20 protein-coding genes, 3 tRNA genes and 2 riboswitches are annotated in these 24,091 nt (G+C 58.9%); of the genes, 9 read left to right on the forward strand and 14 right to left on the reverse strand.

Annotation, left to right across the window (positions count from 1 at the left end; genetic code table 11):
* Window positions 1-15: 15 nt before the first annotated feature.
* Window positions 16-1,836, forward strand: coding sequence for an alpha,alpha-phosphotrehalase (locus QZ822_RS03250; protein WP_294642564.1), 1,821 nt, complete (start codon window positions 16-18; stop codon window positions 1,834-1,836).
* A 144-nt stretch (window positions 1,837-1,980) separates the two neighbouring features.
* Here QZ822_RS03250 and QZ822_RS03255 read toward each other — a convergent pair whose 3' ends face one another.
* The 7 genes from QZ822_RS03255 to QZ822_RS03285 all read right to left on the reverse strand — a co-directional run bounded on the left by QZ822_RS03255 (window position 1,981) and on the right by QZ822_RS03285 (window position 5,927).
* Window positions 1,981-2,946 carry an ABC transporter substrate-binding protein gene (locus QZ822_RS03255; protein ID WP_294642662.1) on the reverse strand — a complete coding sequence of 322 codons (966 nt, stop codon included), beginning with the start codon at window positions 2,944-2,946 and terminating at the stop codon, window positions 1,981-1,983.
* Window positions 2,947-2,951: 5 nt separating this feature from the next.
* Entirely contained in the window at window positions 2,952-3,650 is a 699-nt protein-coding gene (locus QZ822_RS03260; protein ID WP_294642565.1) for an ABC transporter permease, read from the reverse strand.
* Between the two features lie 3 nt (window positions 3,651-3,653).
* Window positions 3,654-4,418: an ABC transporter permease gene (locus tag QZ822_RS03265; protein WP_314988545.1), complete on the reverse strand. Its 765-nt coding sequence runs from the start codon at window positions 4,416-4,418 to the stop codon at window positions 3,654-3,656.
* A complete protein-coding gene (locus QZ822_RS03270; RefSeq protein WP_294642569.1) occupies window positions 4,415-5,377 on the reverse strand; it encodes an ABC transporter ATP-binding protein in 963 nt (320 codons plus the stop codon). Before QZ822_RS03270 ends, QZ822_RS03265 begins: the two co-directional genes overlap by 4 nt.
* A 189-nt stretch (window positions 5,378-5,566) precedes the next feature.
* A tRNA-Phe gene (locus tag QZ822_RS03275) sits at window positions 5,567-5,639 on the reverse strand.
* 73 nt (window positions 5,640-5,712) lie between these two features.
* Window positions 5,713-5,786, reverse strand: a tRNA-Asp gene (locus QZ822_RS03280).
* Window positions 5,787-5,854: 68 nt separating this feature from the next.
* Window positions 5,855-5,927, reverse strand: a tRNA-Glu gene (locus QZ822_RS03285).
* 1,011 nt (window positions 5,928-6,938) lie between these two features.
* Here QZ822_RS03285 and QZ822_RS03290 point away from each other — a divergent pair.
* Entirely contained in the window at window positions 6,939-7,520 is a 582-nt protein-coding gene (locus QZ822_RS03290) for a hypothetical protein (protein ID WP_294642571.1), read from the forward strand.
* A gap of 356 nt (window positions 7,521-7,876) precedes the next feature.
* Here the strand turns inward: QZ822_RS03290 and QZ822_RS03295 are convergent, their stop codons facing one another.
* The 5 genes from QZ822_RS03295 to QZ822_RS03315 all read right to left on the reverse strand — a co-directional run bounded on the left by QZ822_RS03295 (window position 7,877) and on the right by QZ822_RS03315 (window position 13,422).
* Window positions 7,877-9,280, reverse strand: a complete 1,404-nt coding sequence (locus QZ822_RS03295) for an FAD-dependent oxidoreductase (RefSeq protein WP_294639649.1) — start codon at window positions 9,278-9,280, stop codon at window positions 7,877-7,879.
* Window positions 9,281-9,710: 430 nt separating this feature from the next.
* Complete coding sequence (locus QZ822_RS03300) at window positions 9,711-10,085, reverse strand: DUF2218 domain-containing protein (RefSeq protein WP_294642573.1); 375 nt, start codon at window positions 10,083-10,085, stop codon at window positions 9,711-9,713.
* A gap of 164 nt (window positions 10,086-10,249) precedes the next feature.
* Window positions 10,250-10,699, reverse strand: a complete 450-nt coding sequence (locus QZ822_RS03305) for a hypothetical protein (RefSeq protein WP_278860145.1) — start codon at window positions 10,697-10,699, stop codon at window positions 10,250-10,252.
* Complete coding sequence (locus QZ822_RS03310) at window positions 10,696-11,445, reverse strand: ABC transporter ATP-binding protein (RefSeq protein ID WP_294642579.1); 750 nt, start codon at window positions 11,443-11,445, stop codon at window positions 10,696-10,698. Before QZ822_RS03310 ends, QZ822_RS03305 begins: the two co-directional genes overlap by 4 nt.
* 6 nt (window positions 11,446-11,451) lie before the next feature.
* Entirely contained in the window at window positions 11,452-13,422 is a 1,971-nt protein-coding gene (locus tag QZ822_RS03315) for a hypothetical protein (RefSeq protein ID WP_294642581.1), read from the reverse strand.
* A gap of 347 nt (window positions 13,423-13,769) precedes the next feature.
* On the opposite strand from QZ822_RS03315, the gene QZ822_RS03320 reads away from it, so the two are divergent.
* From QZ822_RS03320 to QZ822_RS03335, 4 genes are all read left to right on the forward strand, one after another.
* Window positions 13,770-15,236 carry an NCS2 family permease gene (locus QZ822_RS03320; RefSeq protein WP_294642583.1) on the forward strand — a complete coding sequence of 489 codons (1,467 nt, stop codon included), beginning with the start codon at window positions 13,770-13,772 and terminating at the stop codon, window positions 15,234-15,236.
* 326 nt (window positions 15,237-15,562) lie between these two features.
* Window positions 15,563-17,011, forward strand: a complete 1,449-nt coding sequence (locus tag QZ822_RS03325) for an NCS2 family permease (protein WP_294642585.1) — start codon at window positions 15,563-15,565, stop codon at window positions 17,009-17,011.
* A 142-nt stretch (window positions 17,012-17,153) separates the two neighbouring features.
* Window positions 17,154-17,837: a hypothetical protein gene (locus QZ822_RS03330; protein WP_294642587.1), complete on the forward strand. Its 684-nt coding sequence runs from the start codon at window positions 17,154-17,156 to the stop codon at window positions 17,835-17,837.
* A 2-nt stretch (window positions 17,838-17,839) separates the two neighbouring features.
* Window positions 17,840-18,589: a hypothetical protein gene (locus QZ822_RS03335; RefSeq protein WP_294642589.1), complete on the forward strand. Its 750-nt coding sequence runs from the start codon at window positions 17,840-17,842 to the stop codon at window positions 18,587-18,589.
* Between the two features lie 100 nt (window positions 18,590-18,689).
* Here QZ822_RS03335 and QZ822_RS03340 read toward each other — a convergent pair whose 3' ends face one another.
* Window positions 18,690-19,118 (reverse strand): YchJ family protein, encoded by a 429-nt coding sequence (locus QZ822_RS03340; RefSeq protein ID WP_294642591.1) that lies wholly within the window; start codon window positions 19,116-19,118, stop codon window positions 18,690-18,692.
* A gap of 167 nt (window positions 19,119-19,285) precedes the next feature.
* Window positions 19,286-20,713, reverse strand: coding sequence for an LLM class flavin-dependent oxidoreductase (locus QZ822_RS03345; RefSeq protein WP_294642592.1), 1,428 nt, complete (start codon window positions 20,711-20,713; stop codon window positions 19,286-19,288).
* 113 nt (window positions 20,714-20,826) lie between these two features.
* Window positions 20,827-20,935, reverse strand: a riboswitch (SAM riboswitch).
* A 176-nt stretch (window positions 20,936-21,111) separates the two neighbouring features.
* A riboswitch (SAM riboswitch) is annotated at window positions 21,112-21,208 on the forward strand.
* Window positions 21,209-21,212: 4 nt separating this feature from the next.
* On the opposite strand from QZ822_RS03345, the gene QZ822_RS03350 reads away from it, so the two are divergent.
* From QZ822_RS03350 to QZ822_RS03360, 3 genes are all read left to right on the forward strand, one after another.
* Window positions 21,213-22,049, forward strand: coding sequence for an ABC transporter ATP-binding protein (locus QZ822_RS03350; protein ID WP_294642594.1), 837 nt, complete (start codon window positions 21,213-21,215; stop codon window positions 22,047-22,049).
* Between the two features lie 97 nt (window positions 22,050-22,146).
* On the forward strand, window positions 22,147-23,211 hold the full coding sequence (locus tag QZ822_RS03355) for an aliphatic sulfonate ABC transporter substrate-binding protein (protein WP_294642596.1): 1,065 nt from the start codon (window positions 22,147-22,149) through the stop codon (window positions 23,209-23,211).
* On the forward strand, window positions 23,211-24,053 hold the full coding sequence (locus QZ822_RS03360) for an ABC transporter permease (protein WP_294642598.1): 843 nt from the start codon (window positions 23,211-23,213) through the stop codon (window positions 24,051-24,053). The genes QZ822_RS03355 and QZ822_RS03360 overlap by 1 nt, the downstream gene beginning before the upstream one ends.
* Window positions 24,054-24,091: the final 38 nt, after the last annotated feature.

A 24,091-nucleotide genomic window follows, 5' to 3' on the forward strand; every position in this document is an offset into this window, starting at 1 on the left:
TTTCAGAAGGTTTCTATGACACAGGCACCCACCGCATCGCTCACCCTCACGCCGGCAACCACCCCGGCAGGCGGTAAGGATTTCGCGTCCTCCGTCATCTACCAGGTGTACCCCAAGTCCTTCTACTCCGCGGCGGGTGGCGCCTACGGCGATCTGCGCGGCGTCATCGAGAAGGTTCCCTACATTGCTTCTCTGGGCGTGGACATGGTGTGGTTCAACCCGTTCTTCGCCTCCCCGCAGAACGACAATGGCTACGACATCTCCGACTACTACGCCATCAACCCCGACCTGGGCACCATGAAGGACGTCGAAGAGATGATTGCCGCCCTTGCCAAGCACGGTGTGGGCGTCATGTTCGACATGGTGCTCAATCATGTTTCGACCGAGCACGAGTGGTTCCAGCGTGCGCTCGCCGGTGAGCACGAGTACTGGGATTACTTCTACATTCGCCCCGGCAAATACACCGAGGACGGTCAGCTGCGCGAACCGACCAACTGGGAGTCGAAGTTCGGCGGCTCCTGCTGGTCCCGCTTTGGCGAGTACACGGATGAGCACGGCACTCCCCTGTTCTATATGCACCTGTACGACCGCACCCAGGCTGACGTGAACTGGTACAACCCGACTGTGCGCGACGAGCTGTTTAAGGTCGTGAACTTCTGGTACGAGAAGGGCGTGCGCGGCTTCCGTTTCGACGTCATTAACGTCATCGGTAAGGGCGAGGAACTACTCGACGCCCCCGAAGGCACCGTGGACAAGGCGCAATACACCGACACCCCGATTGTGCACACCCGCGTTCAGCAGCTGAACCGCGCCTCCTTCGGTCAGTATGATGACACCGTGACCGTGGGCGAAATGTCCTCGACCAGCATCGAGAACTGCGTGGGCTACTCCAACCCTGCGAACCACGAGCTGGATATGGTGTTCAGCTTCCACCACCTGAAGGTGGACTACGAGAACGGTGAGAAGTGGTCGAAGGTCCCGTTCCGCTTTGCCGAGTTGAAGCAGATTCTGAACGACTGGGCGCTGGGCATGCAGGCTGGCGGCGGCTGGAACGCACTGTTCTGGAATAACCACGATCAGCCGCGCGCACTGAACCGTTTTGGCGACGTTGAGCGTTACCGCGCCGAGTCGGCAACCATGCTGGCGACCGTGATTCACCTGCTGCGCGGCACCCCGTACGTGTACCAGGGCGAGGAAATCGGCATGATTGACCCGGTCTACTCCTCGATTGAGCAGTACGTGGATGTGGAGGCGCACAACGCCTACGCGATGCTGCGTGAACGCGGACTGAGCGAGCAGCAGGCACTGGAGATTGTAGCGTCGAAGGCTCGCGATAATTCGCGTGTGCCGATGCAGTGGACCGCGGATTCTGCGACCGCCGGTTTCGGTTCGGAGTCGCCGTGGCTGGCTCCCGCCCCGGTGCGCGATGCGGCAACCGGCGCGGGCATTTCGGTGGAGGATGAAGAACGCGACGGCGTGATTCTGCCGTACTACCGCAACCTGATTGCGCTGCGTAAGCAGTACCCGGTGATTGCGTACGGCTCCTACACCCCCTACGCGCTGGAGCACGAGCGGGTGTTCGCGTACCTGCGCGAGCTTCCTGCCGAGGATAGCCACCCGGCGCAGCGCATGCTGGTGCTGACGAACTTCTACGGTGAGCCGACCGAGGTCGAGGTGCCGGCGGAATTCGTTCGTTCCGGTCGCGTGCTGGTGTGTAATTACAAGAATTCTGCAGCGGAGTCCGCCTCGGCGGGTTCGGCTGAATCTGATTCGGCTGAGACGGTGACGCTGAGCCTGCGTCCCTACGAGGCGCTTGCGCTGCTGATTGAGGGCTAAAAGCGGTTCCGCGCCTCTCCCCTCGCCTGTGGAGCGGGATGATATAAACTGACCTGGGAATATTCTATTTCTAGAATATTACCAGGTCAGTTTTGTTTATATACATTCCTGTAGCGGAATTTATATGGAATATCAGGCGGAATCTTAGAAGCCGTGCTCGTTCAGCCAGGTAGCCGCCGCCTGCGCGGGCTCCTGCTTGGAGGTACCCGAAACACGGTCATTGAGAGTGCGCAAATCGGCGGTAGTGAGCTTCGCCGAGACACGATTCAAAACCTCCGCCGCAGAGTCGGGAACTCGCGACGTATTGATAATGGGCAGCACCTGCTGAGCCAGAATCATGTTCTTCGGATCCTCCAGCACCACCAGCTGATTCTGCTCAATCGCGGGGGTGGTCGAGTAGAGGTCAACCACCTGCACGGTGTCATCCAACAGTGCCTTGACGGTCAGCGCGCCGCCACCATCCGAGAGGGGCACGAACTCGGCGGGAACGCATCCGTACTTCTCTTTCAGACCCGGGATGCCGTAGGCGCGCTCGGCAAACTCCGGGGCGGCGCCGAGCTTCAGATTCGTGCAGCGGGAGGCGAGGTCTTCAAGGCTTCGCAGACCGTATTTCTGGGCGGTCTGCGCGGTGACGACGAGCGAGTCCTTATCCTCCGCCTCGGAGGCGTTCAGGGCGCGGATTTCAGCCCCGGAGCCACCCGTGGTGAGGGTGCCGAGGGCGGCGGGTAGCGCCCGCAGAATCTGCTCGGCGGTCGAGGCGGTTGCCTTCGGGTCCAGGTAGAGCAGCAGGTTGCCGGAGTAGTCCGGGATAACGTCCACCGCACCGGAGGCGAGTGCCCCCAGGTACGCCTCGCGGGCGCCGATGCTCAGCTGGGTACGGGCGTTGAATCCCGCCCGGGCGAGGGCTCCAGCGTAGATTTCGGCAAGGATTTGGGATTCGGCGAAGGCGGCTGAGCCAACGATGATTCCTTCGTGTTCGCCGCTGAAGACTTTATCGCCGCTGAGCCCGCAGGCGCTAAGAACACCCGCCATGCCGAGCGCTCCGGCGGCGGTTAGGGCAGTGCGACGAGAGACGGTACGGCGCGTGAAGGTTTGATGTGTCTGATTCATCGGGCTCATGCCTTCTTCCGGTTGATGGTGAGCCCCGCGGGGGTGAGCACACGCTGCGCAAGGCCCATGAGCGCATCCACGGCGAAGGCGAGAAGCGCTACGAGCAGGGTTGCGACAAGCATGCGCGGGTAGTCGCGCACGGCGAGCCCGTCGAAGAGGTACCTGCCGAGGGTTCCGCCGCTCAGGTAGGCGACGATGGTCGCGGTCGCGATGACCTGCACAAGTGCGGAGCGGAGCCCGCCGAGCATCATATTGGCGGCGAGTGGGATTTCGAGGCGGGTCAGGATCTGCCATTCGGTCAGGCCTTGGGCGCGGGCTGCGTCCACGAGGTCTTCCGGTACGGCGGCGAGGCCTTCAAGAACTCCGGCGAGCAGGGGTGCCGCCGCAATAATAATGAGCACGATGAGGGCGGGCAGGGTTGAGACGCCCAGCCAGAGCGCCAGGATGGTGAGCAGACCGAGCGCAGGTAGCGCGCGGGTGGCGGCTACGGCGCTCATGAGCAGGTTGCTGCGGCGGCGGTTAGCGCCGTCGGAGGGTCGGTGGTGTCCAGCCCAGAGGCCGAGGGGCACGACGATGAGTGCCGCGCAGGCGGTGGCGAGGGCGGTGACGCTCAGGTGTTCGAGCAGGCGCACGAGGATTCCGCCGTTTCCCTGCCAGTTGGCGCCGTCCATGAGGTAGGCGAAGGTTCGCTCTATGACGTTCACGGGTTATGCCTTCCTTTCGGGGCTGTGGCGGTTCGCAACCGTAGCCGCCTGCCAGGGTGTAAGTGCCCTCGTCAGAAGGATAAGGAGCAGGTCGAGGACCAACGCGAGCAGCAGGCTAAGGATTACGCCAGCCAGGATTTCCGAAGGGATATTGCGCGCGAGTCCGTCGGTGAAGAGCGTGCCGAGCGAGGGCACGCCGATGAGGGCACCCACGGATACCATCGCAATATTTGCCACGGTTGCCACGCGGATTCCCGCCATAATGACGGGCGTAGCGAGGGGCAGGTAGAGCTCCATCAGCGCTTGTCGGGGCGTATATCCGAGGGCGCGTGCAGATTCGTGCACGCTATCGGGTACGGAGTCGAAGGCATCCACGCCGGAGCGCACCATCAGAGAGAAGGAGTAGACGCTCAGGGCGACAAGCACGTTCAGCGGGGAAATAATCGAGGTTCCCAGGATGAGCGGCATCAGCACGAAGAGCGCAATGGAGGGGATGGTGTACAGCAGCGAGGAGAGGTGCATGAGGGTTCGCGCACCGACGCGGCGTTCGGAACCGCGGTCACGGCGGCGGCTCGCGTAGTAGGCGACCGGCAGCGCGACGAGGGTACCAACCGCGACGGGCACGACACCCTGGTAGAGGTGGCTGAGGGTCAGCTCGAGGATGCGCTGACTATTGGTGGCGACCCACTCCCAGTGCATGTCACTTACCGCGAGCGGTGATATGACGATAGGTGGTGCCGCGAGCACAGTATTTTCTAGAAGGCTCATTCGCTTTTCTCACCTTCTACCGCACTATTCTGTGCTTCTCGGGATGCGGAAAGTCGACGCGCACGTGCCTGGCGCACCGTCTGTTCATCCAGCAGACCGGCAACGGAGCGGCTCACGAAGGAGCGCACAAAATCATCGGCAGGGCTGTACAGAATCTCTTCGGGAGTGCCGAACTGGGCGAGGCGACCGCCCTCCGCGAAGACGGCGATACGATCTCCCAGCAGGAGCGCCTCATCAATGTCGTGGGTGACGAACACGATCGTCTTGGCGAGTCGAGCCTGCAGGCGCAGCAGCTCGCGCTGCAGGTCGGTACGCACCATCGGATCCACCGCGGAGAACGGCTCGTCCATCAGCAGGACGGGTGCATCGGCGGCGAGAGCACGTGCCACACCAACGCGCTGCACCTGGCCACCCGAGAGCTGGGCGGGGTAGCGCTTAGCATACGAAGAATCCAGGCCGACCACTTCAAGCAGTTCGAGCGCGCGAGCCTGCGCCTCCTTGCGGGAGGCACCGAGCAGGCGCGGCACGGTGGCAATATTCTGCGCGACGGTGCGGTGCGGCATGAGCCCGCCCTGCTGCATGACGTAGCCGATGCCGCGGCGCAACTCGTAGGGGTTCTTCTCGTGCACGTTCACGCCGTCAATGGTGATGGTGCCGCTATTGGGCTCGACCATGCGGTTAATCATGCGCAGACTAGTGGTTTTACCGCATCCGGAGGGGCCGACGAACACGGTAATCTGCCCGGCGGGGATGTGCAGGTTCAGGTTCTGCAGCACCGTGGTGGGTTCGCCGGTTCGGCTCGAATAGCTCTTGGTGATGTTCTCGAATCGGATTCCGCCTGCGGGGTTGCTTGCTACCTGAGCACCGCCGGTGGCAGCATTTTTTGCCCAGGGAATCTGAGGCGAGTCCTCTTGGTGCGGGTGAGTTGAATTTTGCGCGGCTGAATTTTGGGTGGTCATGGGTCGGTGGTGCTTTCTGCAGTGACTATAGGGCAGGTGCCTCTGTATACAATCTGTATACAAAAAGGCGGCACCTCGGGGTTTTATTCCCAAGGTGCCGCCTTTTTGACGGGTCGCAGTCTCTGCCAACCGCAAAGTTTTTTTAAAAACAAAACCCGCCCCACTGTAGAAGCCTGGAGGCGGATTTCGTGGCTCCGACCGGCGTCGATCCGGTGACCTTACGATTTTCAGTCGTACGCTCTACCAACTGAGCTACAGAGCCTTGCGTATTTACTTTTAGATACGCAATGACCGCGTCTTCGGATGAACAATCATCTGAACTTACGCGGCCAGAGCGACCCCGACGGGACTTGAACCCGCGACCTCCGCCGTGACAGGGCGGCGCGCTAACCAACTGCGCTACGGGGCCTTGTTGGAATCAACAGAAATAGATTCTATCTCATCAAACTTGGCTTTGCAAATCGTGAGATTTGCAAGTACCCCCAACGGGATTTGAACCCGTGCTACCGCCGTGAAAGGGCGGCGTCCTAGGCCGCTAGACGATGGGGGCCTAGTCGATCGAACAGGTTCCGTTTTCTTCATCCCGTCGTTCGAACCTCCACTAGTCTATGACAGGTCTGAGGAGGTGCGCAAACCGTTTTGTTCGATTTTGCCCGATTTTGACCCCCATTTTCGACCATTTATAGCCTGGCACATATGTGTTTAAGCTTGTCAATAAGGATTCAGAAAAACTTCAAAAAATTTTAAAATTTCTTCACAACAACCCAAATCAGGGGCTTTTGGAGGGGTTTTAGCGGCTTTTGGGTGCCCCTAGAGGCTTCGAGGGAGCCCTATTTTCTACTCTGATTTCTACAAATTTTCTTCAGAATCTTCCAAAATTTTGTTCCAAAGATGCCCGGAAGAGAGTCCGAAGACACGTAAACAACCCTTCACAAAAGTTCCGGGGGGTGCCTTCCACCCCTCGCCCACCTCGCGGCAGCCCAAAAAGTCTCCAAAATATCTCCAAAAAATTTTTAGTAATTTCTGGGGCACTTATATAAGGTGCACGAGCAGGCGTAACCCAACCCCAAGCGCAACGCCAGGCACAACCCCAAGCGCAACCCGGAGTGCAAAAACTGCAAGAGGGTGCACAGCTTAGACCTCCAGTGGGGCTCGCCTGATACTCGCCTCTGATACCCGCCTCGGCCCCCATGTGGCCCATAAAAATCTTCCCCATACAGCAAATACCCCACAGAGTGCACCTAAATGAAAATATTCACTCCAGGGAATACAATAAACCGGCTTGTCAGATGCGTATTTTTCTCTCCGTGCAAGTAAATATGGAATTATGACGACACAGAAATATAAAGATTTGATAAACCTCTAGCGATTGACAAGGACAGATGAAAGCCAGCTGAAAATACCCCCTGAAATGGCTTGAAGCCCCCTCTTTGAGCACCGTACTATAGAGGGCGTGAGGTCACTTCCGGACCTTGCACGGGGCCACTTCCGGAGCCCCAGACGTAAAGTCACCGCACATTACAGCACCGATAAACCGCATAGAGATCCGAAGGGGGATCCAGTGTCCGCAACGATGAACCGTCGCACGGCGTTCCGTGCGCTTGGCGTAGGCACCGCAACCATCGCTCTCGGCTGTGCAGTTGCACCCGCAGCGCAGGCACAGCAGATGGCACACCCGCAGAAGGCAATGACTGCCGACCAGCAGCTCAAGCTGATTCTGCGCCGTCTGGAGCAGGTACCTGCCCGTTTGAAGTATGCGAAGCCTGGATCCTCCAACCGCGTTAATAGCGGCATTGAGAGCGCACTGGGCAACCTGACCACCGTCCAGGGCACTGACGCAGGCCGTCAGATTGCAAGCGCTAAGGCCGCTGTCCGCAAGTCTGATGGACGTGCCCACGCAGCACTCTCCCCCGTTGGTGTTATCGCTTGCGTTATCAGTATTGCAAAGTTTGTCATTCAGCTGGGCATCGCCATTTACAAGCTTATTAAGGCACTCGTTAACGCCTTCAAGCAGTGGAAGACCTTCAAGAACATCGTGAAGGCTGTCATTTCTGGTGAAGCCCGCAAGAAGCTGGGTACCGAAACTGAAACCGTACTCAAGGCCATTCTGGGCATTGAAGACGTCCTCAAAAAGTGTGCATAGTCTACACACCGTACGGCTATGCGCGTGTTTAGAGAGCTAATCTTGGTGTTTCTTTAGCTTTCTAGACCCCGTTAAGGGATGCGCCGCACGTGGAGTCACTGCATGGGCTCGCTGCGCGTCCGGGTAGCCGGAGGGTATGTCCTCGAGTGTCTTCGGCACCTACCCAACCCACCCCGCATGACCTCATGGTGCGGGGTGGGTTTTCTTTAACCTCTCTTTCGGGCGAGCGCTTCTCGAGCTTCCTCCCCGTGGCTCCCCTGTTTCCTGCCGCCCCCGCCTCCTTATGTATAGACAAAAATCGACCCCGCACCGGCTCACGGTACGGGGTCGATTTCTATGTTCTACGTGCTAGAAGATTACTCGCCGCGGGAGATGTTAATCATCTCGTCGCGGTCCACAACCTTCACGCGGGCGCGAGGCTCACCGGCAGCATCCTTGGATGCTGCGCCCAGTGCCTTCTCGTGGTCGTCCAGGCGGTGCCAGCCTTCCCAGGTGGTGTACTTGATGCCCTTGGAGTCCAGGTAGGCACTGAATGCCTCTGCCTCCGGCTCGGGTGCGGTGTAGAGGTTCTCGCGGTCCTCGAGCAGGTGGGTGATGGTTTCGAGCGCGTCAGACTTGGTGGAGCCGATCAGGCCGACGGGGCCGCGCTTGATCCAACCGGATGCGTACAGGCCGGGAACGACCTCGCCGTTCTCGTCCACGACGCGACCCTCAACGTTGGTGATGACGCCGCGCTTGTCGTCGTAACCGATTTCGGGCAGTTCGGAACCGAAGTAGCCGATTGCGCGGTAGACAGCCTGTACGGGGTAGTCCACGTACTCGCCGGTGCCGATGATGCCGCCGTTGCCGTCGAGCTTGTTGCGTTCCATGCGCAGGCCCACGACCTTGCCGTCTTCGCCGAGAATCTCGTGCGGGGACTGCAGGAAGTGTAGGTGCAGGCGGCGGGATGCGGTCTGCTCGTTGGTCTTCTGGTCTTCCAGCCAGCCGCGCAGGGTCTTCATCATGACCTTGGTCTGTGCGTTCTTCTCCATTGCTTCTTCGGAAGCAGCGTCGAACTGGAAGTCCTCTTCGTACAGGACGATGTCCACGTCGCGGGAGTGTGCGAGTTCGCGCAGCTCGAGCGGGGTGAACTTCATCTGTGCGGGGCCGCGGCGACCGAAGACGTGCACGTCGGTCACGGGGGAAGCCTTCAGACCCTCGTAGACGTTGTCGGGGATTTCGGTGACGAGCAGGTCGTCAGCGTGCTTGGAGAGGATGCGGGAGACGTCCAGAGCGACGTTGCCGTTACCGAGCACTGCAACCTGCTCAGCTTCGAGCGGCCAGGTGCGGGGGTAGTCGGGGTGGCCGTCGTACCAGGAGACGAAGTCTGCTGCGCCGTAGGAGCCGTCCAGGTCGATGCCCTTAATGTTCAGGGGTGCATCAAAAATCGCGCCGGTTGCGAAGATGATGGCGTCGTAGTGTTCGCGCAGGTCGGCGAGGGTCAGGTCCTTGCCGTATTCGACGTTGCCGAAGAAACGGATGTCGCCGCGGTCCAGGACCTTGTGCAGTGCGGTAATAATGCCCTTGATGCGGGGGTGATCCGGTGCCACACCGTAGCGGATCAGGCCGAAGGGGGCGGGGTAGCGGTCGAAGATGTCGATGGCGACCTCGACGGCGCCGGTGCGGACCTCTTCAGACTTGGTGAGGATGTCGGCGGTGTAAATACCGGCGGGACCTGCACCAATAACGGCGACGCGCAGGGGGCGTGCTGCTTCAGACACGAAAATCTTCCTTTCGAAGTTCACCGTCCGGCGCCCGGTGCGGCGCGAACAGGCGGTGAGCTTAGTGTTCACTTCCTGCCTATTTTACCGGGGATTGACGGGTGTTCGGGGGCTTATATGTCTTCGCCCACTAAATAGGACAATTTTCTGTCACCTAATCCGGGCGGTAATCCGGGCGAGGTCACCTGATTCGGGCGGGGTGGTGCATCCAGCCCCGGGGCCTCCGCACGCAGCAGGCATAAAAACGGGCATAAAACTGTCCCACCCTCCAAGGTGCAGGAGGGCGGGGCAGGGTGTAGAACACGCATCCGCGTGGATCTTGGGTACCTCAACCGCAGACTAAAAGCCCCCGGTGCGGTGAGAAAAACTCACCGCACCGGGGGCTACGTATATAAGGCCTGAACATACGACCCGCACCGAGCTGCGCGGGCTAGGAGGCGGGTACCGCCTCGAAGGTCACGACCAGTTCGTCGCGCTCACCGAAGCGGGCCAGGTGACGGTTCAGCACATCCGCCAAGTGGGCTGCCTGCTCGTCGCTTTCGGCGCGCACCTCCATGACGAGGGCGCCTTCAGTTTCGCGCAGGTCACCGTAGCCGCGGAAGATGCCGTCGCGGTTGAAGGTGAGGCGCAGGCCGTCGGGCAGTTCTGCGGTGCCGAGCTTGCGGCCCATGTGGGAGCCGAGCTGTTTGATGTATCGGGCGGGGCGGTCGGTTGCTACGATGGCGCGCCGGCGTACCGGCAGGGATTCTGCGGCAGGGTAGTTCTCGGTGGGAATGGCGGTGTTTTCCTGCGGGGTTTCAGCCACGGTGGACTCCTTCTTATAGGTGCCGAAAAAGGCTCACCACACGGAACCATGCATTCGGCGACACATTATTTCACCTCGAATATAGCAGGAACTTAGGGTTCACTAACCTGATATGTCATCGTTGTTCGCGCAGGGGCGATAAACAACCACCGTTCTTTACACGCCTACCTCTTGAGCTTAATCTCAGCAGCAGCACCCAACTGTGCCGAAGTCACCGCATCGTCCAAATGTTTAAAATCCGACCGGTCAGTATACGTAATCGTCAAAACAGCCTTCTGCCCATCGCACAGAAGCGTCTGGGAGAATTCAACATTCTTCGCAGCCGAACGAATAGCATTAAGCTCTTCGGTCCGCGCAAGAGCTTGCTGCACATCCTCCGGTGAAGAAGCTGTTGCACAAGCTGGTGTAGTGGTCGAATACTCATTCAGCCATGGCTCAAAAGCTCCGCCCCAGTACAGGCCCAGAAGAGCACCAACGAACACCACGCAAGATACTAGAACGCCCACCACTTTTCGCGGCAGATGCCGCAATCCGTTTTTTCGAGGGGTGTCACCTCCTGAATTTTCCGGTACACGATCATACTCATCACGAGCTAGAGGACTCCTGGTCGTCATGATTCGTTCTCCTTCCGATGAGAATTTACGTTTACATCCGCTAATCCCGAATCGGGAATTCTGGTAGGGCTTTCAAGACGGCATAGCCTATCGCAGGCGGCCATCATATCCGCGTCATGAGTCGCCACGATAACTGTGGCTCCACGACGAGCAGCAGAGCTCAAAAGCTCAATAACCAATGCCCGGTTCTCAGCATCGAGACTTGCCGTCGGCTCATCCGCAAAAATGTAGCGCACACCCTTGTGGATTGCCCGAGCAATGCCCACTCTCTGCTTCTCACCACCACTCAGCAGGGCAGCCGAAGTACGCTCCTTCCCTTCAAGACCAATGATGCTCAGAAGCTCGCGGCTCTCATCCGTAATTCGAGCACGGCCAAAGGTCTTACGGTCAAGCAGAATATTCTCGATAACGCTCCATTCCTCAATAATTCCGTAATCCTGAAAAACGAAGGAAGCTTCATCAGCCCAGAACGCAAGACGCTCCTTTTCACGAGCGCGCTCCATATGGCGACCCCCGATAACCACCTCACCCTCATGAGGCGGTATCAGCAGACCCAACACATTCAGAAGCGTCGTTTTACCGCATCCGCTCGGACCTACAATGCCAGTCACTTCCCCCGCATATGCCTCAAAGTGGGGACTCTGGAGAATGGGCTGCCCTTGCGCATACACCACAATATTGCGGGAGGCGATAGTTACCTCAGGATGTTCCCCATTACTAGAGGGATAAACAGTATTCCTCATCATTCACTCCTATACGTGACGACGGTGAACCGTCGCGGTGAAGATACGGCTAAAACTCAGTCTCAGCACCAGCGCCAGAATAGTGCCGTACAACAGTGGTGCCGCCAACGCTGAAAAAGCGTACTCTGCTCCCTGCACCAGAAGAAGTACCAACGCCGCAGCAGAGCAAAGGCACACAATGCAGGTTTCCTTCAGAAGGTACCCACTAAAAATTGTTCTAAGAGGCAGACCAGCAGTACGTAAAACAAAATCATTACGAGCACGAGCCGCAAGGGTAATGTACGTATTAATTGCTGTACCAATAACGAGTGCCGCACAGAGAATTGCTAGGCCCACTATATGCGCAACATACTGGTTACGTTCCAGCTGCGCGATGTAAAGGTGTTCTTCTCCCGCGCGGTCCACAGAAAGTAGGGTCTGCCCAATTTCCTCAGCGTTGTAGGCAGCCCGTACAGACGCAGGCTGAGAGACCATGATGTTACCGGTAGTCAAGGCCGCAGAAATAAAGGAAGGTTGTAGATTCTGCGTCGCCGATTCGGTTACCACAAGAACAGGCTTTTTATAGTTCAGAAGCCGTGAATCCTGAGAGCTCAAAGCAGGCACCTTTACCCCCGACGAGTTGGTTTTATCCTCCACAGTGAGCAGAGTAAATCCGCGATCTTCCCGGTCTTTCTGGTGGAAAGAATACTCTGCACGCAAAGACTGAGATCCAGGGAAGCTACTATCCTCAACGTTCTTGAACGACAAGCCAAGACGCTGCTGAAGAAGGTCCACATAGGCGCGGTTCACCATAAGGGCGCCATCGTATCCGCTACCCTCCAAACCCTTAACGTTTTCCAACGCATAGGACAGGAGGACGCCGTTCCGTGATTCAAGAGAACCTAAAGCACGCACTGTGGCCTGGTCGTAGGAGGCGAGCGCCTGTTCATCCCGTATCGTCGCTTCAGGCACGTTCACCCGTAAGGTGTACTGGTCAGAAAGAAGAGACCAGCCAGCCGCCGAATCACTCCTACCCAAACTCACTTGAGCGCTTGAGACCAGACCCGGAATAGTGCACGCCACTAAAACCACCACAGCATACTTAGCGATTGCACTCGGAACTGTAAAACGTCGATACGCCGGTTCCCTGCGTCCCACAGCATTGATGCTCGGCCAAGTCATGAGGTTGATAAGCAGGAGAGCAACCAGCATGAGAACGGTAAACACGGCAAAAATCAGCGCTGTAACCCCCATCAGTTGAGGAAGATGCGCCACGCCGTACACGAACCCCTCTACGCATCCCATGCACAATGCTGTTACCGCTGCAGGAGGTAGCGCCAGGAGCAGGAGGTCTTGTGCATCCCTTCGCTGCAGACGATGCGGGGAGTATCCGTTCAGAAGCAGAATATTCTGAGTTCGCGAACGGACCGACAACCACCCCATGATTGCGGTACAGAAGAGCACAGCCAGGCAAATAAGGCTCGTCAGAGAGCCCGAAGAAGTAACCGCCCCGTAGACAACACGCGCCGGGTTAACGGAGGTAACTTTAACATCCATGCCTTGTTCACGGGCAAGGTTTTCAAAAGCACGCACAAATTCTTGGCTACCCGCTAACGCATATTGGCCGTCAAGCGAGGAATCCCCCAGTGCTCGTGACGGATATTTTTTCCCGTGCTTATCAGGGTCGAACCAATCGATAGTTTCACCGTCAGAGCTCAGTGAATTCGCCCCAAACACGTAGACGGATTTTCCGTGCCAGAAATCTTCGGGGTCAGCAACCACCTTAAGTAGCTGGGCACCATCGGCAGCGTAGCGATCCACCAGAGCATCAAAGTTCTGAATCAGCTCAGACTTAGACTGTTGCGAAGCACGGAGAGAAAGCTGTGCCTGCACATTGGTACCCAGAGGGGTCTGCGTCTCCAGGACAGAGATGAGGGCGCTACCCAGCAGAAAGGTCAGAACCGTACACAATACTGCGCACACTCTCAGAGCATTTTTCATCGTTGAATCCCCGTCTGTAGCGGGTGGGTCTAAACTTCACCACCGCAGGCCTGGTGCTAGAAGACTACCACCTTCACAACCTAAATGGTATAGATTTTCGAATTATTTAGATTCAAAACATATATTTTTTTGCTAGTCAGCGGATTTTATAGTTTCTACAGTGCCTTTTCAGGCTTTCTGAACGAAAGCTGGGAATTTCCTGGATTAACGCTTAGAGAAACTTTAACCGTAGAATATTTCGGTAACAACAGTGTCACCTCCCCAACACACCGGGAAGTGGCACTTTTTTATGCGGGCTCGGAACCCCGGTGCCCGCCCCGACTATGAGTATCTACGGATTTTCACGAATGTCTTCTGAGAACACCGCGGCTCCCCAGAACCCCAAGGCAGAAGCCAAGGGCGCACTGGACCGTTACTTCAAAATCACTGAGCGAGGCTCCACCATCGCCGCCGAATTCCGCGGCGGCCTCGCCACCTTCTTCGCGATGAGCTACATCGTCGTGCTGAACCCCCTCATCATCGGCCTCGGCAAGGACGCATCCGGCAACGCCCTCGGTGTACCGCAGGTCGCAGCAATGACCGCACTGGTCGCAGGCGTCATGACCATCCTCATGGGTGTCATCGCCAAGCAGCCCTTCGCCATGGCGGCAGGCCTCGGCGTGAACGCGCTACTGGCAACCACCATCGCCTCCACCCCCGGACTGACCTGGCCCGCCATCATGGGTCTGGTCGTATGGGCTGGTGTGCTGATGACCATCCTCGTGCTGACCGGCTTCCGCACCGCAGTGTTCAACGCGGTCCCCGAATCGCTCAAGGTCGCAATCGTCGTCGGTATCGGCTTCTTCATTGCCTTCATCGGCCTCGTCAACGCAGGTATCATCCGCCGTATGCCCGACGCAGCCGGCACCACCGTGCCCGTCTCCTTCGGCGTGAGCGGCCACCTGCTCGGCTGGCCCACCCTCGTCTTCCTCTTCGGCCTGTTCCTCACCATTGCGCTGTTCATCCGCAACGTGAAGGGTGCAATCCTCTACGGCGTGCTCGCCTCCACCGCCCTCTCCATCATCCTGGAAAAGGTCGTGCCCTCCGGCAGCTCGCTTCAGTCCCCCACCGGCTGGTCCCTCAACGTCCCCGTCTGGGACTCCAACACCAGCAAGCTGCCCGACTTCTCCCTGTTCGGCTCCGCTGACCTGTTCGGTGCTTTCGGCACTCTCGGCGGCATGGCCGCCGTTCTGCTGATCTTCACCATCCTCATCTCCGCGTTCTTCGACGCAATGGGCACCTCCGTCGGTCTCGCAACCGAAGCAGGCACCATCAAGGACGGTCAGATCGAGAACGTCGACAAGGTCCTGCTCGTGGACGCCCTCGGCTCCGTAGTCGGCGGTGGCACTTCCTCCTCCTCCAGCCAGATTTTCGTGGAGTCCGCAACCGGTATCGGCGCGGGCGCACGCACCGGCTTCGCGAACGTCGTCACCGGCGCGCTGTTCCTCGTCGCAATCTTCCTGTCCCCGCTGGTCACCATCGTGCCCTTCGAAGCTGTTGCACCCGCAATGGTGTTCGTTGGCTTCCTGATGATTCGCCAGGCAGTGAACATCGACTGGAACGACTGGGGTCTGGGTATCCCCGCATTCATGACCATCATCTTCATGCCGCTGGCATACTCCATCGCGGACGGTATCGGCGCAGGCTTCCTGTCCTACGTCTTCATCCGCCTGGTGCAGGGCCGCGGCAAGGACGTGCACTGGCTCATGTACGTGGTTTCCGCAGTGTTCCTCATCTTCTTCGCTAACGGCCTGATTACCGGCTGGATGCACTAAATACATCGGGTGCCGAACCCTCCACACGTGGAGGCGCGGGCACCATCAGGGCGGGGTACCGGCACCATTTGGGTTGCCGGTACCCCGCCCTGAGCTATTCTTCCCTTGCCCCCCTGGCTCCAGCTACCGAGTCTGGTTACTTGCGCCGGCTGCGGGCGGGGAAAACACCACATCACCGACTGAACCGCTGCACACAACGCGTTTCACCGGCACGAGCTGAGCGGCGGCGCCTACAATGGTTGAACCATTGTGGCGCCCGACATGGCTTTCACCCGTGAAACCGGCGGCGCAACAGTACACACCGAACAACATCAACGGATCCTCACATGTCTGAAACCCCGAAGGCGGCAGCACCCACCGGTGCGCTCGACCGCTACTTCAAGATTTCCGAACGCGGCTCCTCCATCGCCGCAGAATTCCGCGGTGGCCTCGCCGCATTCTTCGCCATGAGCTACATCGTGGTGCTGAACCCTCTCGTCATCGGCCTCGGCAAGGACGCATCCGAACGCACCCTCGGTATCGCACCCGTCGCAGCTGTGACCGCACTGGTTGCCGGCGTGATGACCATCCTCATGGGTGTTATCGCCAAGCAGCCCTTCGCCATGGCGGCTGGCCTGGGCGTGAACGCGCTGCTCGCCTCCACCATTGCCACCACCCCGAACCTGACCTGGGCAGACATCATGGGTCTGGTCGTTCTTGCTGGTCTGATCATGACCGTTCTGGTGCTCACCGGCTTCCGTACCGCGGTGTTTGAGGCGGTCCCCGAGTCGCTCAAGACCGCGATTGTGGTCGGTATCGGCTTCTTTATTTCCTTTATCGGTCTGGTCGACTCCGGCATTATCCGCCGCATGCCTGACGCAGCTGGCACCACCGTTCCGGTGAGCCTCGGCGCGGGCGGTCACCTGCTCGGCTGGCCCGCCCTCGTCTTCCTCTTCGGTCTGTTCTTCACCATCGCCCTGTTCATCCGTAACGTGAAGGGGGCGATCCTGTGGGGCGTGCTCGCCTCCACCGCGCTGTCCCTGATTCTGGAGGCGGTTGTCCCCTCCGGTTCTGTGAAGGAGGCGGCGACCGGCTGGTCCCTGAACGTGCCTTCCCTGGCGGACATGAAGTTCACCACCCCGAACTTCTCCCTCATCGGTTCCGCTGACCTGTTCGGCGCATTCACCCACATCGGTCCGCTAGCTGCTTCGCTGCTGGTGTTCACCATTCTGCTGTCCGTGTTCTTCGACGCGATGGGCGTTTCGGTGGGTCTTGCCGCCGAGGCTGGCACCATGAAGGACGGCAAGGTTGAGGACATTGACAAGGTCCTGCTCGTGGACGCTTTCGGTTCCGTTGTCGGTGGTGGCGCGTCCGGTTCGGCGAACCAGATTTTCGTGGAGTCCGCTACCGGTATTGGTGCGGGTGCACGCACCGGCTTTGCGAACATTGTGACCGGTGTGCTGTTCCTGCTGGCGATTTTCATCTCGCCGCTGGTCACCATCGTTCCTTTCGAGGCGGTTGCTCCGGCGCTGGTCGTGGTTGGCTTCCTGATGATTCGCCAGGCCGTGAATATTGACTGGACTGACTGGGGTCTGGGTATTCCGGCGTTCTTGACCATTATTTTCATGCCGCTGTCGTACTCGATTGCGAACGGTATTGGTGCCGGCTTCGTGTCCTACACTTTCATTCGTCTGGTGCAGGGCCGCGGCAAGGACGTGCACTGGCTGATGTACCTGGTCTCCGCGGTGTTCGTGATTTACTTCGGTATGGGCATCATTAACGGCTGGACCCACTAACTCCAACGGAGCACATATTTGCTGAGGGCAGGTTCCTGAGGCGGTTGAGAACGTAAGTTTTCAAGCTGCCGAAGGGCCTGCCTTTTGTGTATCTGATTCGCTCTTACATGTTCCTTATCGCGCCTGGGTGCAAGGAAAAATCATGGCAGAATCATTCCGTTTCCGGTATGATTCTGCCATGATGTCCGTTCAAGAGTATGCCCAAGAAGCTAAAGTTTCAGAGCGAAGCGTGCGCGCCCGCCTAGAACGCGGGATGCTTCAAGGGCGTAAATTGGGAAGCCGCTGGGTCGTAGATTCCCTCCCTGCAGCACACCGCAGTAATGCTGGCCGCCCTATTTCCTTCGATGCATTCAACACCCTAGCTCGATACTTCGATGGGCAGGCGTCTGTTCTATCTGCTGAGGAACGCCGCAGGGCAAAAGAACGTGCCTCAGCGATTCAGGTGCAAGGGGCAGCGTCTGTTGAGCGATACCGAGCCCGCCGCGGGTTGAAAGTGCATCACCTGTTAGCTCCTCCCGCTGAGATTCCTGCAATTTTGGAAGACCCTGCATTGTCGCTGACCGGTATTAGTAGCGATATTTCGCAGGTGTACGGCTCAATGGTTGATGCATATGTTTCGAGCCAGGATTTAGAGAACATCATTTTTCTGTACAATCTGGTCCCGGCTTCCGCAGATTCAGCGAATGTCATCTTGCGTGAATGCGATGAGCCGCCCCATATTCTGCCCCTGCATGTGGCGGTAGATCTTCTAGATTTGGGGGATCCGCGAAGCTCCGCTGAGGCAGAACGCATTCTTCACGATTCTGTTTTCAAGAAAGCGTCTTAGTCATGACCGCATCCCCTATTTTGATTCCTGCTATTGGGGCAGAGCGCGCCTCTTGGCTTGGTCTGGCTGATATCTCAGAGATTATGCCGCAAGGATGGTCCCTGGCTGGCGGAAGCATGATGCGTTTGTTGGCTTCAGAACGAAGCTACGCGGGTTCTCGCTCCACTCACGATATCGACGTTATTCTTGATATTCGTGCGTCAAGAGCGCATATTCACCAATTCCATGAGGCTCTTAACAATGCCGGATTTTCAATTGCCGGATTCAATGCATCAGGTCAAAATCACCGGTGGGTTCGAGGTGAAGCTCAGATAGATATCCTCATTCCTTCGGGACAGTCGGAGGCCGCTCGCACCTATGAGTATCCGGGGTTTGGTCGCCTGCTAGAGACTCGTGGTGCCCAGTTTGGGCTTGAACGCACCCGTAAAGCATCTGTACTCTGCGCTGACCGCCAATTTACAGTCAATGTTCCTGATGGTTTGGGCGCTCTTTACGAGAAGGTATCGGCTCTGCTCAACAATGGAGATTCCGATAAAAGTCGGCATTTCCGAGACATTATTCTTTTGTCTTCGGTTCTTAATTCTCAAGAGCGTCGAGATATCCCGACGCTTTCTGGAAAACAGATATATCGCCTTCATGACGGTATTTCGAGGTCGGTTCACGAATATACCGGCATTATTTCTGACCGTGAGCTGGAGGTAGCCTCTCGTTTAGAGAAATATCTTGAAAAGCTTCTAAAAGATAGAAGCTAACTAAAACAAGAAATGGCAGAATCGTTCCGGTTTCGGAATGATTCTGCCATTTCTTTATGTGCCCGCACCCTGCACGAGACAGGGGCGACGAGAGCTAGAGTTAGCGGACGTCACCATCCACATAGAACCAGGCGCCGCCCACCTTCTCAAAGCGCGACAGCTCATGCATGCTGCCCTTCACCCGCTCCTCCGCAGGGGTGCCCGGCACCGACCGATAGTAGGCGACAAACTCCACCGTGCCGGACGCATCAAACGGGCCGCCTGAAGAACCCAGAATATCCAGGCGGTACCAGCGGATATCATCCTCCAAATCCAGCGTGCCCGGGCGGGTACTCGGATGCCAGCTCGCCAACAGGTACGCCGCATCCCCGGTCGCAAACGCGGTAAAACGCGAGCGCATCAGCTGCTCCGGCGCAGGCGCAGTCAGCGCACCGGAGGCGGCAAACTCGCCCAGGAACCTGCCGCAGCAGGCGCCGTACACCTCGCCGCTCGAGCAGGGGCAGCGGTCATCATGGTTTAGTTCAGTCATGCCACCCAGTATAGAGAAAGCGCCACGTCAAGAAGGCACCGCCTCATGAAAGCACAGCGCAAAGAAACGCCCGTTCCGCCGAGGATACTATCCTCAGCAGAACGGGCGTTCTTGTTTTCAATCGTTAAGTTTGAGCGAACCTACACGGTGCGCATCAGCGGCAACGCTTATTCAGCGATTGCGCGAGCCGGGGTGTCAGCAGCCGAAGGCTTACCCACGTATGCGCCACGGTACTTAGCAGCCGGGTGGCTGTCAGCGACCTTGGTGTGGCCCTTACCGAAGATGTTCTCACGCAGGGTGTTGCCCTCGTACTCGGTGCGGTAGCGGCCGCGCTTCTGCAGCTCGGGAACAACGTACTCGATGAAGTCCTCGAAGGAACCCGGGGAGACGTGGTACGCCAGGTTGATGCCGTCCAGGCCACCCTCGTCAATCCAACGCTCCAGCTCGTCAGCAACCTGAACCGGGTCACCAACAATGACATCGCCCATGCCGCCGAGGGTGGTGTGCTCAGCGATGGCCTTGCGGGTCCACTTCTTGTCCTTCGCCTGCAGGGTGAAGGGGGTCAGGAAGGACTGAATCGACTCGGTCTGCACGTAGTTCAGAACCTCGTCCTCGTCGAACTGGGACAGGTCAACGCCGGACCAGCCGCCGATGATAGCCTGTGCAGAGTCGAGGTTGATGTACTTCTTGTAATCCTCGTACTTTGCCCTTGCCTTCTCTTCGGTCTCATCCACGATGACGGAGAGCATTGCGAGGATCTTGACGTCGTCGCGGCTACGGCCCTGCTCCTCGGCAGCGGTGCGAATACGGTCGGTCACAACGCGGGTCAGGTCGGGACGCAGGGCGCTGATGAACACAGCCTCAGCGTGCTTACCGGAGAACTTCTGACCGCGGCTGGATGCGCCAGCCTGGAAAATCACGGGGGTGCGCTGCGGGCTCGGCTCGGTCAGGGAGATGCCGGGCACGGAGAAGTACTTGCCCTTGTGGCCAATCGGGTGGACCTTGGAGGGGTCAGCGTAGACGCCGCGCTCGCGGTCCTTGATGACTGCGCCGTCTTCCCAGGAGCCTTCCCACAGCTTGTAGCAGACGTCCAGGAACTCGTCAGCGATATCGTAGCGCTCATCGTGCGGAATCTGGGTGGGCAGGCCCTGGTTCTCAGCAGCCGACGGCAGGTAAGAAGTCACCACGTTGAAGCCGACGCGGCCCTCGGTGAGGTGGTCGAGGGAGGCGTAGCGGCGAGCCAGGGTGTAGGGCTGCTCGAAAGTAGCGGCAGCAGTCACACCGAAGCCGAGGTGCTCGGTCACTGCAGCCATCGCAGAAATCTGGGTTGCGGGGTCATTCACGGGAACCTGAGCGGCACCCTCAATGGCGGGAGCGGCAGAGTTCTTGTACACGTCGTAGATGCCGACCACGTCAGCGATGAACACGGCGTCAAACAGGCCGCGCTCAAGGGTCTTAGCCAGGTCAGTCCAGTACTTGATGGTGTTGTACTCGGTTGCGCGGGAGCGCGGGTGACGCCAGAGGTCGAAGCTCTGGTGACCGATGCAGGTCATCTCGAATGCGTTAACTACGATGCGCTTCTTCTGCTCAGCCATCGATTTTCCTTTCGCGAATGATCGGGGACGATCGGGTTTGTACCCTGCACCCCGCGCGCCGCCTCCTGACACCTTCTGCGTTCGGTGGTGACCTTCGTGCAGGTGGCGCGTTCGCGCCGTACTTGCCTCATTCCGTTGAGGCCAGATCATCATCTGGGGCACCCCGCTACGGGAGAGGGTTGCCGCCCGGCTAGCCAGAGCTTAGCGCCGGGACTCATGATCTCGTGGTTTGAGTGTACGGGGCGCGCGGGAGGGAGGTCACGTTTGTGACGAAAAAATCTTTTTGTGACGGGGGGACCGAAATATTTCGTGACAAATGCGAAATAAAGAGTCATAGAAATTCATACGCGCCCGTTAGGTTGATTGAGGCGTGGCACAGCCCATAGGGTTGAAGGAGCAAACCATCCAGAGCGACTGAGAGACCTGGCTCCACGACGTCGCAGCAACCGGCACGGATTCTTCCGCCCCCGGTGCTAACGCCAGGAACGATGGAAGTGACATGACACTCAACAGTGCAGTAACTGACGTACCCACCAGTGAAAACACCGGCCGACACGCCGTATCCACCGCCGCCGTCCCCCTCAGCTTTGAAGACGTCGGGCAATCTTTCCCCGTGCCCGGCGGAACCCACGAAGTTCTTCGCGGAGTCTCCTTCACCGCAGCCCCCGGCGAGATTATCTCCGTCATCGGCTCCTCCGGATGCGGCAAATCCACCCTCCTGCGTGCAGCAGCAGGCCTGAACCGCATCACCGCAGGTACCGTGCGTATCGGCGAGAAGGCCGTGACCGGACTCGATCCCCGCGTGGCTATCGGCTTTCAGGAACCGCGCCTGCTCCCCTGGCGCACCGTCGCCGACAACGTGGCGCTCGGACTGCCGCAGGGCACCAAAAAATCTGACGGCGCAGCATCCGTAGCGCGCCTGCTCGACCTGGTCGGTCTGGGCGAGTATGCAACCCACCGTCCCAAGGAAATTTCAGGCGGTATGGCTCAGCGCGTGTCCCTGGCGCGAGCGCTCGCACGCAACCCCGGCGTGCTGCTGCTCGACGAGCCCTTCGGTGCTCTGGACGCGCTGACCCGCATCAACATGCAGGATTTGCTGTTGGACGTGCATCGTCAGGATCCGACCACCATTCTGCTGGTCACCCACGATGTGGAAGAGGCGCTGTACCTCTCTGACCGGGTCATTGTTCTCGGTAAGGACACCCCGGAGGCGCCCGCCACCATCCAGCGCATTGTGACCGTTGACCGTTCTCACCCGCGTGACCGCGCCGATGCAGAGATCACGGCGCTGCGTAGCGAACTGCTCGCTGAGCTCGGCGTGGAAGATATCGCCTAGGCCGCAACAACGCCAGAACCGCAGGCAACGCTAGAGCTGCCGCATTTCATCTCATCAATACATCACATCATCATCTTCAGAAGCGAAAAGAACCATCATGACTTTCTCCCCGTCTCGCCGTACCGCCCTCAAGTCCCTTGCCGCAGCCGCCGCTTTTGCTACTCTGCTCAGCGCCTGCGCCGGTGAGGGTTCCGGTTCCGCTAGCGCCTCCGGTGCTGCCGGTGGTGGCGACAAGAACACCGTGACCATTGACTACGCCACCTACAACCCGCTCTCGCTGATTATCCGCAAGAAGGGCTGGCTCGAGACCGCCCTGTCCGCCGAGGGTAAGAAGGTTGAGTGGGTCAAGTCCGCCGGCTCGAACAAGGCGAATGAGGCGCTGCGCAGCGGCAACATCGACGTCGGCTCCACCGCGGGCTCGGCGGCACTGCTCGCCCGCGCGAACGGCTCCCCCATCAAGGTCATCAGCCTCTACTCGCAGCCCGAGTGGTCGGCGCTCGTCACCCGCAAGGACTCGGGCATCACCAAGGTTGCGGATCTGAAGGGTAAGACCGTTGCCGTGACCAAGGGTACCGACCCCTACTTCCTGCTGCTGCAGGCACTCAAGCAGGAGGGCATTTCTGCTTCGGATTTGACCATTCAGAACCTGCAGCACGCCGACGGCCGCACCGCACTGGATAACGGTCAGGTCAACGCGTGGAGCGGCCTGGACCCGATTATGGCTGCCGCCGAGGTGGAAAGCGGCGACGTGCTCTTCTACCGCAACCTGGACTTCAACACCTACGGCTTCCTGAACGCAACCGAGAAGTTCATCCAGTCCAACCCGACCGCCGCACAGACCATTGTGGACGTGTACGAGTACGCTCGCGCCTGGGCTAAGAAGAACCCCGAAGAGGCAGTGAAGATTGTGGAGGAAGAGTCCGGCATTAAGCACGAGACCGCCCAGGTCGTCATGGACCGCACCCACCTGGACATCGACCCGGTTCCGGGCGCTAAGCAGGTTGAGGTACTCAAGGGCGTTGGCCCGATTCTGGTCGAGTCCGGCGACGTCCCCTCCCAGTCCGACGTGGACAAGGCCCTGAACAGCATCGTGGACGACCAGTTCGCCAAGAAGGCTGACAGCGCCGCCGTCGAGAAGATCGCAAAGGTGGTTGAGAAGTAATGACCGCCGCAACGGTTAGTGCCACCTCCAGCGCTCACGCTGAGCATGCCGAGAAGAGCGCTACTTCTGTGAAGCTGCCGTCGAACCCGTTCGCCGGTAAGCAGTACCTGGGCCTGATTCTGCCCCTGGCGCTGATTGCCCTCTGGTACATTCTGAGCACCAACGGCGTGTTCACCCAGGTTCAGCTGCCCTCCCCCGACCGTGTGGTCAGCGCCGGTGTTGAGCTGGCACAGCGCGGCGAGTTGGGCCGCCACGTGGCGATTTCTACTCAGCGTGTGCTGATTGGTTTCGGTATTGGTGCCGTGCTCGGCCTGGTGCTGGGTGCGCTGATTGGCTTGTCTGCGCCGGTGCGTCTGATTGCCGCGCCGACCATTGGTGCGCTACGTGCCGTACCGTCCCTGGCGTGGGTTCCGCTGCTTCTGCTGTGGATCGGTATCGGTGAGAATTCCAAGGTGACCCTGGTTGCTATTGGTGCATTCTTCCCGGTGTACACCACGGTTTCTGCGGCTCTGGCGCACGTTGACCCCAAGCTTGTGGAGGCGGCACGCGCCTTCGGCCTGAAGGGTCTGCGCCTGTTCACCACGGTTCAGCTTCCCGCGGTTCTGCCGTCGGTCGTTTCGGGTCTGCGTCTGGCGCTGGCTCAGGCGTGGCTGTTCCTGGTCGCCGCTGAGCTGCTGGGTGCATCCATGGGCCTGGGTTATCTGCTGACCGACTCGCAGAACAACGGCCGCACCGACCGCCTGCTGCTGGCTATTGTGGCGCTGGCGGTGCTCGGTAAGATTACCGACGCCTTGGTGGGTGTTTTCGAGCGCTGGGTGAAGGCGAAGTACCCCAGCAACTAACGCCACCAGCAATTAGCACCACAGCTAAACGCAACACT

The sequence above is a fragment of the uncultured Rothia sp. genome (assembly GCF_916715725.1).
In the GTDB taxonomy this organism is placed as follows: Bacteria; Actinomycetota; Actinomycetes; order Actinomycetales; family Micrococcaceae; genus Rothia.

Coding starts and splice junctions, on each gene's coding strand:
- QZ822_RS03250 (WP_294642564.1), top strand. CDS start 16: ATGACACAGGCACCCACCGCATCGCTCACCCTCACGCCGGCAACCACC.
- QZ822_RS03255 (WP_294642662.1), bottom strand. CDS start 2,946: ATGAATCAGACACATCAAACCTTCACGCGCCGTACCGTCTCTCGTCGC.
- QZ822_RS03265 (WP_314988545.1), bottom strand. CDS start 4,418: ATGAGCCTTCTAGAAAATACTGTGCTCGCGGCACCACCTATCGTCATA.
- QZ822_RS03270 (WP_294642569.1), bottom strand. CDS start 5,377: ATGACCACCCAAAATTCAGCCGCGCAAAATTCAACTCACCCGCACCAA.
- QZ822_RS03305 (WP_278860145.1), bottom strand. CDS start 10,699: ATGACGACCAGGAGTCCTCTAGCTCGTGATGAGTATGATCGTGTACCG.
- QZ822_RS03310 (WP_294642579.1), bottom strand. CDS start 11,445: ATGATGAGGAATACTGTTTATCCCTCTAGTAATGGGGAACATCCTGAG.
- QZ822_RS03315 (WP_294642581.1), bottom strand. CDS start 13,422: ATGAAAAATGCTCTGAGAGTGTGCGCAGTATTGTGTACGGTTCTGACC.
- QZ822_RS03320 (WP_294642583.1), top strand. CDS start 13,770: ATGTCTTCTGAGAACACCGCGGCTCCCCAGAACCCCAAGGCAGAAGCC.
- QZ822_RS03325 (WP_294642585.1), top strand. CDS start 15,563: ATGTCTGAAACCCCGAAGGCGGCAGCACCCACCGGTGCGCTCGACCGC.
- QZ822_RS03330 (WP_294642587.1), top strand. CDS start 17,154: ATGGCAGAATCATTCCGTTTCCGGTATGATTCTGCCATGATGTCCGTT.
- QZ822_RS03335 (WP_294642589.1), top strand. CDS start 17,840: ATGACCGCATCCCCTATTTTGATTCCTGCTATTGGGGCAGAGCGCGCC.
- QZ822_RS03340 (WP_294642591.1), bottom strand. CDS start 19,118: ATGACTGAACTAAACCATGATGACCGCTGCCCCTGCTCGAGCGGCGAG.
- QZ822_RS03345 (WP_294642592.1), bottom strand. CDS start 20,713: ATGGCTGAGCAGAAGAAGCGCATCGTAGTTAACGCATTCGAGATGACC.
- QZ822_RS03350 (WP_294642594.1), top strand. CDS start 21,213: ATGACACTCAACAGTGCAGTAACTGACGTACCCACCAGTGAAAACACC.
- QZ822_RS03355 (WP_294642596.1), top strand. CDS start 22,147: ATGACTTTCTCCCCGTCTCGCCGTACCGCCCTCAAGTCCCTTGCCGCA.
- QZ822_RS03360 (WP_294642598.1), top strand. CDS start 23,211: ATGACCGCCGCAACGGTTAGTGCCACCTCCAGCGCTCACGCTGAGCAT.